At 73.4% G+C, this 12278-nt stretch carries 11 protein-coding genes and 1 tRNA gene; 2 read left to right on the top strand and 10 right to left on the bottom strand.

The features are described 5' to 3' along the window. From ACFY00_RS11290 to ACFY00_RS11280, 3 genes are all read right to left on the bottom strand, one after another. Positions 1 to 539, bottom strand: a 539-nt coding sequence (locus tag ACFY00_RS11290) for an NAD-dependent epimerase/dehydratase family protein (RefSeq protein ID WP_388029796.1), incomplete at its 3' end; no start/stop codon positions are given. A 129-nt stretch (positions 540 to 668) separates the two neighbouring features. Beyond that, positions 669 to 1328, bottom strand: a complete 660-nt coding sequence (locus ACFY00_RS11285; protein ID WP_380322909.1) for a LuxR C-terminal-related transcriptional regulator — start codon at positions 1326 to 1328, stop codon at positions 669 to 671. A 158-nt stretch (positions 1329 to 1486) separates the two neighbouring features. Next, positions 1487 to 1559, bottom strand: a tRNA-Thr gene (locus ACFY00_RS11280). A 180-nt stretch (positions 1560 to 1739) separates the two neighbouring features. Here ACFY00_RS11280 and ACFY00_RS11275 point away from each other — a divergent pair. Then, entirely contained in the window at positions 1740 to 3647 is a 1908-nt protein-coding gene (locus tag ACFY00_RS11275) for an FUSC family protein (RefSeq protein ID WP_388029793.1), read from the top strand. Positions 3648 to 3663: 16 nt separating this feature from the next. Here ACFY00_RS11275 and ACFY00_RS11270 read toward each other — a convergent pair whose 3' ends face one another. After that, positions 3664 to 5475, bottom strand: coding sequence for an ABC-F family ATP-binding cassette domain-containing protein (locus tag ACFY00_RS11270; protein WP_388029790.1), 1812 nt, complete (start codon positions 5473 to 5475; stop codon positions 3664 to 3666). 71 nt (positions 5476 to 5546) lie between these two features. Further along, positions 5547 to 6533 (bottom strand): aldo/keto reductase, encoded by a 987-nt coding sequence (locus tag ACFY00_RS11265; protein ID WP_388029787.1) that lies wholly within the window; start codon positions 6531 to 6533, stop codon positions 5547 to 5549. 218 nt (positions 6534 to 6751) lie between these two features. Here ACFY00_RS11265 and ACFY00_RS11260 point away from each other — a divergent pair, with 218 nt between their 5' ends. Beyond that, positions 6752 to 7330 carry a Uma2 family endonuclease gene (locus tag ACFY00_RS11260; RefSeq protein WP_388029784.1) on the top strand — a complete coding sequence of 193 codons (579 nt, stop codon included), beginning with the start codon at positions 6752 to 6754 and terminating at the stop codon, positions 7328 to 7330. Here ACFY00_RS11260 and ACFY00_RS11255 read toward each other — a convergent pair. The 5 genes from ACFY00_RS11255 to metG are packed head-to-tail and all read right to left on the bottom strand — an operon-like array spanning position 7311 to position 12271. Further along, complete coding sequence (locus ACFY00_RS11255; RefSeq protein WP_388029781.1) at positions 7311 to 8240, bottom strand: 4-(cytidine 5'-diphospho)-2-C-methyl-D-erythritol kinase; 930 nt, start codon at positions 8238 to 8240, stop codon at positions 7311 to 7313. The two genes, ACFY00_RS11260 and ACFY00_RS11255, sit on opposite strands and share 20 nt — an antisense overlap. Positions 8241 to 8242: 2 nt before the next feature. Next, positions 8243 to 9145 (bottom strand): 16S rRNA (adenine(1518)-N(6)/adenine(1519)-N(6))-dimethyltransferase RsmA, encoded by a 903-nt coding sequence (rsmA, locus tag ACFY00_RS11250; RefSeq protein ID WP_388029778.1) that lies wholly within the window; start codon positions 9143 to 9145, stop codon positions 8243 to 8245. Between the two features lie 16 nt (positions 9146 to 9161). Beyond that, positions 9162 to 9737, bottom strand: coding sequence for a Uma2 family endonuclease (locus tag ACFY00_RS11245; RefSeq protein WP_388029776.1), 576 nt, complete (start codon positions 9735 to 9737; stop codon positions 9162 to 9164). Positions 9738 to 9791: 54 nt separating this feature from the next. Continuing rightward, positions 9792 to 10670, bottom strand: coding sequence for a TatD family hydrolase (locus tag ACFY00_RS11240; protein ID WP_388029774.1), 879 nt, complete (start codon positions 10668 to 10670; stop codon positions 9792 to 9794). After that, positions 10670 to 12271: a methionine--tRNA ligase gene (metG, locus tag ACFY00_RS11235; protein ID WP_388029773.1), complete on the bottom strand. Its 1602-nt coding sequence runs from the start codon at positions 12269 to 12271 to the stop codon at positions 10670 to 10672. The genes ACFY00_RS11240 and metG overlap by 1 nt, the downstream gene beginning before the upstream one ends. Positions 12272 to 12278: the final 7 nt, after the last annotated feature.

Genomic DNA, 12278 nt, shown 5'->3' with positions numbered 1-12278 from the left:
TCGTGCCGCTCCCCGTAGCGGCCGTAGGCCCCGGCCACGTTGAAGTAGCGCAGGCTCACCGCCGCCAGGCCGTGCGCGACGGCCTCGGAGGTGATCAGGTGGTCCACCGCCAGCTTGGTGGCGCCGTAGGCGTTGGTCGGCGAGGTCCGCGCGCTCTCCTTGATCGGCACCTCCTCCGGCTCCCCGTACACCGCCGCGGTCGAGGAGAACACCAGCCGCCCCACCCCGGCCTTGCGCATCGCCGACACCAGCTCCAGCGAACCGGCCACGTTGTTGCGCCAGTACTTCTCCGGGTCCGCGACCGACTCGCCCACCTGCGAGGACGCCGCGAAGTGCAGCACCGCCTCGAACGAGGAGTCCAGCACCTCGCCCGCGTCCTGGATCCGGCCCCGCACGAACTCCGCGCCCTCGGGCACACCCTCGGCGAACCCGGTCGACAGGTCGTCCAGCACGGTCACCTGGTGCCCCGCCTCCAACAGGTGCGCCGCCACCACGCTCCCCACGTAGCCGGCTCCGCCCGTGACCAGGTACTTGCTCATGCCCTCGACCTCCGCGACATTCGGGTATTCCTCGCCCGGAGCATAGGGCAACCACCTGAACGCCGGAGCACTCCGCCCGGCCCGGGCGGCCGTCCGCGAACCGGTCTCCGACGCGAACTCACCCGCGGGTCAGGCCAGTTGGTCCAGCAGGCCGGTCCGGGCCGCCAGCGCGGCCGCCTCCAGCCGGGAGCGGGCCCCGAGCTTGGTCAGCACCCGCTGGACGTGCGTGCGGGCCGTCGACGGGGCGATCCGCATCGCGGCGGCGATCGCCGCGGTGTCCTCCCCGTCCGCGATCCGGGCCAGCACCTGCACCTCCCGCCGGGTCAGCAGCCGCAGCAGCCGCAGCGCCTCGTCGTCCGGCTCCGCCACCGGCCACAGCAGGTGCTCGAACGCGGCCCGCAGCACGTCCACTGCGACCGCCACCTCCCCCGCCCGGACCCGCGCGACCGCCCGGTCCACCACGTCGATCCGCTCGTCGCTGCGCACGTACCCGGCCGCCCCCGCCGCGAACGCCGCCGCGACCCGCCCCGGCGCCCCCAGCGGCCCCAGCACCACCACCGCGATCTCCGGCCGCTCCCGCCGCAGCCGCCGCAGCGGCTCGAACGGGTCCTCCGCCCCGCCCCCCACCCCCAGCAGGCACACCTCCGGCCGCCGCCCCGCCACCAGCTCCAGGACGGCCCCGCACGGCGACCCGATCCCCAGCACCCGGTGCCCGCGCTGCTGCAGGGCGGCCCCCAGCGCCTCGGCCATCAACCGGTGGTCGTCCGCCACCACGAGCCGTGCGCTCATCCCGCCCCTCCGCTCCCGGGCCCGACAGACGCACCATCACAGCGCACAATCGCCCCGCCCGCCAGAGGACCTCCGCGGCCGGACCCCGGAGCACGCGGGGGAGAACGCGGCAGGAGAACGCGAAAGGCCCCGCCTCACGGCGGGGCCTTCTTCTCCTGAGCCCCCATGCGGAATCGAACCGCAGACCTTCTCCTTACCATGGAGACGCTCTACCGACTGAGCTATAGGGGCTTGTTGCTCCGGGTCCCTCGCGGTTCCCCTTGCGACGAGGAAGACATTACATGCTCCGCCGACCGCTTGGGAAATCGGCTTCGGCCAGGTCGGAGGGCTAAACTGCCCGAGAAGACCCGATCTGCCGTGCAATGTCGCCCAGCAGCCGCGAACTCCCGTGCAGCGAAGGCCCGTGATCCTGTGTCAGCCCCCGGCCGCGACCGTGCTTCCGGTGACCCCGCCGCCTGGTGGGCGCTGGCCCTGCGGCCGAACCGGCCGGTGGTGCCGCGGGTGCTGGTGGTGCGGGCGGCGGTGGGGATGGCGGTGCCGCTGGGCGTGGGGCTGGTGTGCGGGCGGCTGGCGCTGGGGGTGTTCGCGGCGCTGGGGGCGATGCACGCGACGATGAACGACCGGGTGGAGCCGCTGCGGCTGCGCGCGCCGCGGATCGCGCTGGCGCTGGCCGCGTCCACGACCGGGATGCTGATCGGGGCGGAGCTGCAGCACCGGGGCGCGAGCGGCCTGGAGATCGGGGCGGCGCTGACCCTGGTGGGCTTCGCGGGCGGGGCGCTGTCGGCGACCGGTCCGCGCGGGTCGGCGGCCGGGATGCTGCTGCTGGTGTCGGCCTCGCTGGGCGGCGGGATGGCGCTGCCGCACCCGTGGTGGGCCGCGCCCGCGATGCTGCCGTGCGGGGCGGCGCTGGTGCTGCTGCTGGGGGTGCGCTACCGCACCGACGTCCGCACCGATCCGCGCACCCGGGCGCTGGCCGAGGTGTACCTGGCGCTCGGCGGCCTGCTGGCCGCCCTCGGCACCCCGGACGGCCCGGCCGCCCGCCGCCTGCTGACCGGCCGGCTCAACCAGATGCAGGACCTGCTGCCGCCGCCCCGCCCGGGCCGCCGCGAACCGGAGCGGCTGCACCGGCTGCGCCGCTCGTACGAGGCCGCGCTGGGCGCCACCGAGGCGGCGGCCGGGCTGCTGTGGGCGTGGCGGCCGGTGCCGCCGGAGCTGGCGGCGTTCCCGGCCCGGCTGGCCGCGCAGATCACCGGCGGCCCCGAGCCCGCGTACCCCGACTGGCGGCCCGACACGCCCTCCCGGACGGCCTTCGACACGGCGCTGCGAGCCGCCGCCGACACCGTGGCGGGCCGCTGGGCGCCGCTGGACACCGCCGCCCCGCCGCCGCCGGACCCGTGGCGGCTGCGGGTGCGGCTGCTGTCGCGCGGCTCGGTGCGCTACGGGCTGCGGGTGGCGCTGTGCGTGGCGGTGGCCGAGACGGCGGTCAACCTGCTTCCGCTGGAGCGCAGTTACTGGGTGCCGATGACGGTGGCGTTCGTCCTGAAGCCGGATCTGGGCTCGGTCTTCCAGCGGGCGGTGAGCCGGGCGCTGGGCACCGTGCTGGGCATCGCGGTCACCGCGGTGCTGCTGGCCCTGACCACGGACCCGTGGGCGCTGAGCCTGGCGATCTCGCTGTGCGTGGCGCTGCTGCCGTACTCGACGGCCGCGCACTACGGGCTGAACACCGTCGTGATGACGCCGGTGGCGCTGCTGCTGGTGCAGCTCGGCGGGGAGAGCGGCGCGGCCGAGTTCTGGCCGCGGGTGCTGGACACCGCGCTGGCCAGCGCCATCGTGCTGGTCTTCGGCTACCTGCTGTGGCCCGAGCGGCCCCCGCACCGGATCGAACCGGGCATCGTCACCGCCGCGAACGCCCTGCGCCGCTACCTGGCGGCGGTGGCCCGGGGCGAGCCGGTCGCCGAGGTGTGGCTGCGCCGCACCGCGTACCGGGCGCTGGCCGACGCCCGGCAGCAGGTCGACCTCGGCCTGGCCGAACCCCCGCCCGCCGGGCGCCTCGCCGAGCGGTGGGTGCCCGCGACCGCCGCGCTGGAGCGGCTCTCGGGGGCGGTCGCCGCGTACGCCGCGCAACTGCGCTACGGCGGGCGGCAGCCCGAGCCGGAGGTGATCGAACGGGTGCTGCGCTCGCTGGACCGGCTCACCGGCGCGGCCCGCGCCCACCACCCGCCGACCGGCCGGATCGCCCGGCCGACCGGCCCGCACGACCCGGAGCGCAGCGCGCTGGCCCGGGCCGCGGACGAGCTCGACCTGCTGCTGGACGGGTAGTCCTCGGGCGTGCGGCTCAGACCTGCTCGGCCAGCTCCAGCCAGGACATCTCCAGCTCCTCCTTGTCCTCGCGGACCTTGCGCAGTTGCGCGTCCAGCTCGGCGACCTTGGAGAAGTCGGCGGCGTGCTCGGCCAGTTGGGTGTGCAGCTTGGACTCCTGCTCGTCCAGCTTGGCGATCTGCCGCTCCAGCTTCTGCATCTCCTTCTTCGCCGCCCGCAGGTCGCCCGCCGACAGGCCGGAGGTGGCGGCGGGGGCCGAAGCCTGCACGGCGGCGGCGGCCGCGGCCGCCTCGGCCATCGCGGTGCGGCGCTCCAGGTACTCGTCGACGCCGCCCGGCAGCATCCGCATCCGGCGGTCGCCGAGCAGGGCGTACGCGGTGTCGGTGGTGCGCTCGATGAAGAACCGGTCGTGGCTGATCACGACCATCGAGCCGGGCCAGCCGTCGAGCAGGTCCTCCAGCTGGTTGAGGGTCTCGATGTCGAGGTCGTTGGTGGGCTCGTCGAGGAACAGCACGTTGGGCTCGTCCATCAGCAGCCGCAGCAGTTGCAGGCGGCGCCGCTCGCCGCCGGAGAGGTCGCCGACCGGCGTCCACTGCTTGTCCTTGCCGAAGCCGAACTGCTCGCACAGCTGCCCGGCGCTCATCTCCCGGCCCTTGCCCAGGTCGACCCGGCCGCGGACCTGCTCGACGGCCTGCAGGACGCGGGTGGCCGGGTCCAGCTCGGCGACCTCCTGCGAGAGGTACGCCAGGCGGACGGTCTTGCCGACCTTGATCACGCCGCCGGCCGGCTGCACGTCGCCCTCGGTGGCGTACGCGGCCTGCATCGCCCGCAGCAGCGAGGTCTTGCCCGCGCCGTTGACGCCCAGCAGGCCGATCCGGTCGCCGGGGCCGAGCTGCCAGGTGAGGCGCTCCAGCAGCAGCTTGTCGCCCGCCTTGACGGTCACGTCCTCCAGGTCGAAGACGGTGCGGCCCAGGCGGGCGTTGGCGAACTTCATCAGCTCGGACTTGTCGCGCGGCTCCGGCACGTCCGCGATCAGCGCGTTCGCGGCCTCGATCCGGTAGCGCGGCTTGGAGGTGCGGGCGGGGGCGCCGCGGCGCAGCCAGGCCAGCTCCTTGCGGGCCAGGTTCTGCCGCTTCTGCTCCTCGGTGGCCTCGATCCGGGAGCGCTCGGCGCGGGCGAACACGTAGTCCGAGTAGCCGCCCTCGTACTCGCGGACCTCGCCGCGCTGGACGTCCCACATCCGGGTGCAGACCTGGTCCAGGAACCAGCGGTCGTGGGTGACGCAGACCAGCGCGGAGCGGCGGTTCTGCAGGTGCTTGGCCAGCCAGGCGATGCCCTCCACGTCGAGGTGGTTGGTGGGCTCGTCCAGCACGATCAGGTCGGGCTCGCCGAGCAGCAGCTTGGCGAGGGCGATGCGGCGGCGCTCGCCGCCGGAGAGCGGGCCGATCACGGTGTCCAGGCCGTCGGCGAAGCCCGGCAGGTCCAGGCCGCCGAACAGGCCCTGGACGATGTCGCGGATCCGGGCGTCGCCCAGCCACTCGTGGTCGGCCCGGCCGGCGATCACCTCGTGCCGGATGGTGGCCTTCGGGTCCAGCGAGTCGTGCTGCGTGAGCACGGCCAGCTGCAGGCCGCCGGAGTGGGTGATCCGCCCGCTGTCCGGCTCCTCCAGCTTGGCGAGCATCCGGATCAGCGTCGTCTTGCCGTCCCCGTTGCGGCCCACCACACCGATCCGGTCGCCCTCGCTGACGCCGAGGCTGACCCCGTCCAGCAGGGCCCTGGTGCCGTACACCTTGGTGACGGACTCGATGGTGGCGAGGTTGACGGCCACGAAGCTGCACTCCTGAGGAAGGGGCTGGAACGAGTACCCAGCCTAGTGCCGCGACCGCCCTCGGTTTCGTCCTACCGGGCTCCGTCCAGCAACGCCCGCTGCTCGTCGGTCAGTTCCAGGTCGAGCGCCGCCAGGCTCTCGTCCAGCTGGGCCACCGAGGAGGCGCCCACCAACGGGATCGCCGGGAGCTCGCCGCCGAGCAGCCAGGCCAGCACGACCTGGTTGCGGGTGGCGCCGGTCTGCCGCGCCACGGTGTCGAGGGCGGCGAGGCGGGTGGGCGTGCCCGCGTGGTCGAAGGACGGGCCGAGCGGCTTGTCCTCCCGGACGTAGCCGCCGCCGAGCAGCGGGGAGTAGGCGACCAGGGTGAGTTCGGGGCTCTCCTTGAGGTACGTGACCAGGTCGCCCTGGACGGCGGCCTGGTCGCCGTCCGCGCAGGTCAGGCCGGGCAGGTCGCCGCGGCGGCGCAGGTAGGTGTGGCCGTACTGGAGCACCTCGTAGCCGGGCAGTCCGGCCTGCGCGGCGATGTTCCGGGCCCGCTCGACCCGCCAGGACCAGTGGTTGGAGACGCCGAGCAGGCCGACCGTCCCCTCGTCGACGAGTGCGCCGAAGGCGTGCACGGTCTCGGCCAGCGGCACCGTCCGGTCCTCGACGTGCGCGTACAGCAGGTCGAGCTTCTCGACCCCCAGGCGCTTGCGGCTGGCCTCCGAGGAGGCCCGGATCACCTCGGCGGACAGGCCCTCGCCGTTCTCGACGAACCCGGTGCCCGGGGCCTTCGGACGGGCGCCGAGCTTGGTGGCGATCACCACCTCGTCGGTGATGCCGCGGCTGGCCCGCCACCGGCCGAGCAGTTCCTCGCTGGCGCCGCCCTGGCTGTCGTCCTGCCAGTACGCGTAGTTGTTGGAGGTGTCGATGAAGGTGCCGCCCGCCTCGACGTAGCGGTCCAGCACCGCGAAGGAGGTGGCCTCGTCGGTGAGCGTGCCGAACAGCATCGCGCCGAGGCTGAGCACGCTGACCTCGCGACGGGTGCGCGGGTCGGTTCCGATGGTGCGCTTGCGCATCCGGGTTCCCCTCGTTCTCCGCGACCCGCCCGGTGCGGGCCGCGGTGACGAGTCTGGAACCCGGAGCGCGCTCCAGGTCAAGCAGAGGTGTGGACCATTCGCGACAGCGCGCGGAGGTGACGTACCACCGCGCACGGGTGGCGGGCGTCCGTCGTCTCCCGGCCGGTCACCGCCACGCGGTACCGTGCGAGTACCACGACGGTGAGCCGGAGGTTGTGATGACGGCGGTGGAGAACCGGCCGCAGATGCTGGCCGAGGAGTTCGAGCGCATCGCCCAGGCGGCCGAGCGCGAGGGTGTCCGGATGGAGTTCATCCAGGGACGGATCGGAGTCAAGGCGGTGCCCGACGGCGACCACGACGAGATCATCCGCTGGGTGATGGAACAGTGCATGCAGCAGCGCCCCGACCTGTGGCTGTACCTCGAACGCGGCCTGCGGGTGGAGACCTACCGCAAGGGCAACGCCAAGCCGGACGGCTCACTCGCCCCAAAGGGCAGCTTCGCCGGCCAGGGCGAGTGGGCCGACGCCGACCAGGTCGTCATGGTCCTCGAGGTGACTTCCTACGACAGCGACACCGACCGCCGCGACCGGGAGGAGAAGCCGCGGGCCTACGCCGAGACCGGTATCCCGGTCTACCTGCTGATCGACCGGGACAGCTGTGAGGTGCTGGTCCACAGCGAGCCCGAGGACGGCCGGTACGTGAGCCTGGTCCGGCGCCCGTTCGGCAAGCCCGCCGTGCTGCCCGATCCGGTCGGGATCACCCTGGACACCGAACCGTTCAAGGCCTGGGTGCGCTGACCACCCGCGCGCCCGGCACCGGGCCGTGGGTGGCGTGGGCGGTGCGGCAGGTGCCGGAGGCGCGGAGGGCGGCGGCGACGTGGGCGGCGGCGTCGGCGTCCTTGGCCAGGAAGGCGCAGGTCGGGCCGGAGCCGGAGACCAGGGCGGCCAGCGCGCCCGCCTCGGTGCCCGCGCGCAGGGTGTCGGCGAGGGCCGGGCGCAGCGAGACGGCGGCGGCCTGCAGGTCGTTGGCGAGGGCGGCGGCCAGCGCGACGGGGTCGCCCTCGGCGAGGGCGGCGAGCAGGGCGGGGTCGGCGTCGGGGGTGGGGACGTCGGCCAGCGAGGAGCCGAGGCCGGACTCCTCTCGCAGGCGGTCGCACTCGCGGAAGACCGCCGGGGTGGAGAGTCCGCCGTCGGCGACCGCGAACACCCAGTGGAACGTCCCGGCCGCCGGCAGCGGCTCCAGCAGCTCGCCGCGGCCGCGGCCCAGGGCGACGCCGCCGAGCAGTGCGAACGGGACGTCGGAGCCGAGTTCGGCGGCCAGCTCCAGCAGGACGGGCTGCGGGGTGTCCAGGCCCCACAGGGCGTCGCAGGCCAGCAGCGCGGCGGCGCCGTCCGCGCTGCCGCCCGCCATGCCGCCCGCGACCGGGATGGCCTTGTCGATGTGCAGGTGCACGCCGGGGTCGGCGAGGCCGTGGTGGGCGGCCAGCAGCCGGGCGGCGCGGGCGGCCAGGTTGCTGTCGTCGAGCGGGACGGCGTCCGCGTCGGGGCCGTCGCAGCTGAGCGTGACGCCCTCGCCGGGGGTGGCGGTGACCTGGTCGCCGAGGGCGACGGCGAAGAAGACGTTCGCCAGGTCGTGGTAGCCGTCGGGGCGGACCCCGCCGACGCCGAGCTGGACGTTGACCTTGGCGGGGACCCGGACCGTGACCATGTTCAGTGTTCCTCTGCTGCCTCTGTGGCCTCTGCTGCCTTGGGCTTGTGCTCGGCGATCGCGGCGAACTGCTCGACGGTGAGCATCTCGCCGCGCAGCGTGTGGTCGATCCCGGCGCCCCGCAGGGCCTCCTCGGCGGCGGCGGGCGAACCGGCCCAGCCCGCCAGGGCGGCCCGCAGGGTCTTGCGGCGCTGCGCGAAGGCGGCGTCGACGACGGCGAACACCTCGCGGCGGGTGGCGGTGGTGGACGGCGGGTCGCGGCGGACCAGCGAGACCAGGCCGGAGTCGACGTTCGGCGCGGGCCAGAACACGTTCCGCCCGATCGCCCCGGCGCGCTTCACGTCCGCGTACCAGTTGGCCTTGACGGAGGGCACCCCGTACACCTTGTTGCCGGGCTTGGCGGCGAGCCGGTCGGCGACCTCGCTCTGCACCATCACCAGGGTGCGCTCGATGCTGGGGAAGGTCTCCAGCATGTGCAGCAGCACCGGCACCGCGACGTTGTACGGCAGGTTCGCCACCAGCGCGGTCGGCGCGGGGCCGGGCAGTTCGGTGACGTCCATCGCGTCGCTGAGCACCAGGTCGAAGTTGCCCGCCTTCGCGGGCATCCGCCCCCGGACGGTGTCCGGCAGGTGCCGCGCCAGCACCGGGTCGATCTCCACCGCCGTGACGTGCCGCGCCACCTCCAGCAGCGCCAGCGTCAACGACCCGAGCCCGGGCCCGACCTCGACCACCGCGTCCTGCCCCGTCACCTCCGCCGCCCGGACGATCCGCCGCACGGTGTTCCCGTCGATGACGAAGTTCTGCCCGCGCTGCTTGGTCGGCTTCACGCCGAACGCCTCGGCCAGCGCGCGGATGTCGGCGGCGCCCAGCAGGTGGCCGTCGGAGGTGGGTTCGGTGGTGCTCACCCGCCAAGGATACGGGTCAGAGCTCGACCAACTGCTTGAGATCGATCTCGACGGGGAACGGCAGCTCGGTGCGGAGCAGCCCTTCGTGCACCGCGTACGGGAGATAGACGGCTTGTGCTTCGTCCAGCCGGAACTCGTGCACGATGGGGAGGCCGTTCTCGCCGCGTTCGACGCGCCAGTAGGACGGAACACCCGTCTCGGCGTAGAGGCCGGGCTTGGTGAAGCGGTCGGCCGCCCGCGACCCGGGAGAGACGACCTCTACGGCGAGGGCCACCGAACCGATGGGGGTGCACTCCAGCTCGAACACGTTCAGGCCGGTCTTGTCGAACACCACCACATCGGGCAGCAGCACGTTGCGCTCGTTGAGCAGGACGCAGCGTTCGACGTTCACCGCGTAGGGCGTGGTCCTCGCCGCACGCAGTTCCGCGAAGAGCTGGTCCCGCACCTGGTCGTGCCACAGCAAAGTCTGTCCTCGGACCACGATCGCTCCGTCCACCAGCTCCCACTTGAACGGCAGATCGAGCTCGTTGACCTGGTCAAACGTCCAGCCGTTGGCCGGCGGGTACACCCAGTCGATCGGTTCGGCGGTCATCTCAGCCTCCTCGCTGCCTCCATGCTAACGAGCACGCCCGCCACCGGGGTGCGCTCAGTAGCCGAAGGCCCGGGCCGTGTTCGCCGCGATTGCCGTCGCCAACTCGTCCTCGTCCAGCGCCAGGTGGGCCGCCATCGCGCGGAGGGTGACCGGGATCAGGTACGGGGCGTTGGGGCGGCCGCGGTAGGGGTGGGGGGTGAGGAAGGGGGCGTCGGTCTCGATCAGGACGCGGTCGAGGGGGGTGGCGGTGAGGGCCTCGCGCAGGGCGTGGTTGGCCTTGTAGGTAACGGGGCCGGCGAAGGAGAGGTACCAGCCGTGCTCGGCGCAGGTGCGGGCCATCGCGGCGTCGCCGGAGTAGCAGTGGAAGACGGTGCGCTCGGGGGCGCCCTCCGCCAGCAGCAGGTCGATGACGTCCTGGTGGGCGTCGCGGTCGTGGATGACCAGGGCCTTGCCGTGGCGCTTGGCGATCTCGATGTGGCGGCGGAAGGACTCCTTCTGCAGGTCGACGCCCTCGGGGCCGGTGCGGAAGTAGTCGAGTCCGGTCTCGCCGACGGCGAGGACGTGCGGGAGGGCGGCGAGGCGGTCGATCTCGGCGAGGGCGGCGTCCAGCGCCTCCTGCCCACCGGCCTTGCGCTGCTGCCCGGACCACCCGTCGGGGTCGCCGAGGAAGATCCGCGGCGCCTCGTTGGGGTGCAGCGCGACGGCGGCGTGCACCTGCTCGTACCGCGCGGCGAGGTCGGCGGCCCACTGCGAGCCGGGGACGTCGCAGCCGACCTGGACGACGGTGGTGACGCCGACCGAGGCGGCCCGGGCCAGGCCCTCGGCGGGGGTGCCGGACTGCATGTCGAGGTGGGTGTGCGAGTCGGCGACCGCCACCGCGAGCGGCTCGGGCAGCGGCGGCGGGGTGCGGTCCTGCTCCTTCTTGGCACCCATCAGACGGCGGCCTTCTCGTCGAGGCGGGGGAAGAGGATCTCGCCCTTGGTGACGGTGGCCCCGGCGGGCAGCCGCCCCCAGTCGGCGACGGTGGCGATCCGCTGCTCGGCGAGCGCGCCCAGCGGGGCCTCCGCGCCGAGCGAGGCCCAGAGCTTGGCGGCGGAGTCCGGCATCAGCGGGTTGAGCAGGACGGCGGTGGCCCGCAGCGCCTCGGCGGCGGTGTACAGGACGGTGGCGAGCCGGTCCTGTCCGTCGGGGGACTTGGCGACCTTCCAGGGCTCCTGCTCGGTCAGGTAGCCGTTGACCAGCTTGACGAACTCGAAGACGGCGGCGATGCCGCCCGCGAAGTCCAGCTCCTCGCCGATCTTGCGGTCGGCCTCGGCGGCGGCCCGCGCCAGCGCGTCGGCGACGGCCCGTTCGGCGGGGCCGGACGCGGTGGCGGCGGGGAGCGCGCCGTCGAAGTACTTGCCGACCATCGCGGCGACCCGGGAGGCCAGGTTGCCGAAGTCGTTGGCGAGTTCGGAGGTGTAGCGGGCGGTGAAGTCCTCCCAGGAGAACGACCCGTCGGTGCCGAACGGGATGGCCCGCAGGAAGTAGTAGCGGTACGCGTCGACGCCGAAGTGCGAGGTCAGGTCGGTGGGCGCGATGCCGGTGAGGTTGGACTTGCTCATCTTCTCGCCGCCGACCATCAGCCAGCCGTTGGCGACGACCCGGCGCGGCAGCGGCAGCCCGGCGGCCATCAGCATGGCGGGCCAGATGACGGCGTGGAAGCGCAGGATGTCCTTGCCGACCAGGTGCACGGAGGCGGGCCAGAGCCGGGCGAAGCGCTCGGGGTCGCTGCCGTAGCCGGCCGCGGTGATGTAGTTCTGCAGGGCGTCGACCCACACGTACAGGACGTGCTTGTCGTCCCAGGGCAGCGGGACGCCCCAGTCGAAGGTGGAGCGGGAGATCGACAGGTCCTTGAGGTCCTGCTCGACGAAGCGCAGCACCTCGTTGCGGGCGGAGGCGGGCTGGATGAAGTCCGGGTTGGCGGCGTAGAACTCCAGCAGCTTCGGGCCGTACGCGGAGAGTCGGAAGAAGTAGTTCTCCTCCTCCAGCCACTCGACGGGTCGCTTGTGGACGGGGCAGAGCTTCTCCTCGTCCGTCGCGCCGGGCAGCAGTTCGCCGGGGAGCTTGTATTCCTCGCAGCCGACGCAGTACGGGCCGGTGTAGCTGCCCTGGTAGATCTCGCCCTTGTCGTACAGGTCCTGGACGAACTCCTGGACGCGGTCGGTGTGCCGGGCCTGGGTGGTGCGGATGAAGTCGTCGTTGGCGATCCGCAGGTGCTCCCAGAGCGGCTTCCAGGCCTCCTCGACCAGCTTGTCGCACCACTGCTGCGGGGTGACGCCGTTGGCCTCGGCGGTGCGCAGGATCTTCTGGCCGTGCTCGTCGGTGCCGGTGAGGTACCAGACGTCCTCGCCGCGCTGGCGGTGCCAGCGGGTCAGCACGTCACCCGCGACGGTGGTGTACGCGTGGCCCAGGTGGGGCCGGTCGTTCACGTAGTAGATCGGGGTGGTGACGTAGTACGCGTCGGTGCTGGTGTGGTCTTCCAAGGCCGCCATACCCCGG

Origin of the sequence: Kitasatospora sp. NPDC001540 (genome assembly GCF_042894345.1) — a bacterium.
In the GTDB taxonomy this organism is placed as follows: Bacteria; Actinomycetota; Actinomycetes; order Streptomycetales; family Streptomycetaceae; genus Kitasatospora; species Kitasatospora phosalacinea_C.
Note: the sequence above shows the minus strand (reverse complement) of the source record. Positions and strands in the feature narration are given on the sequence as shown.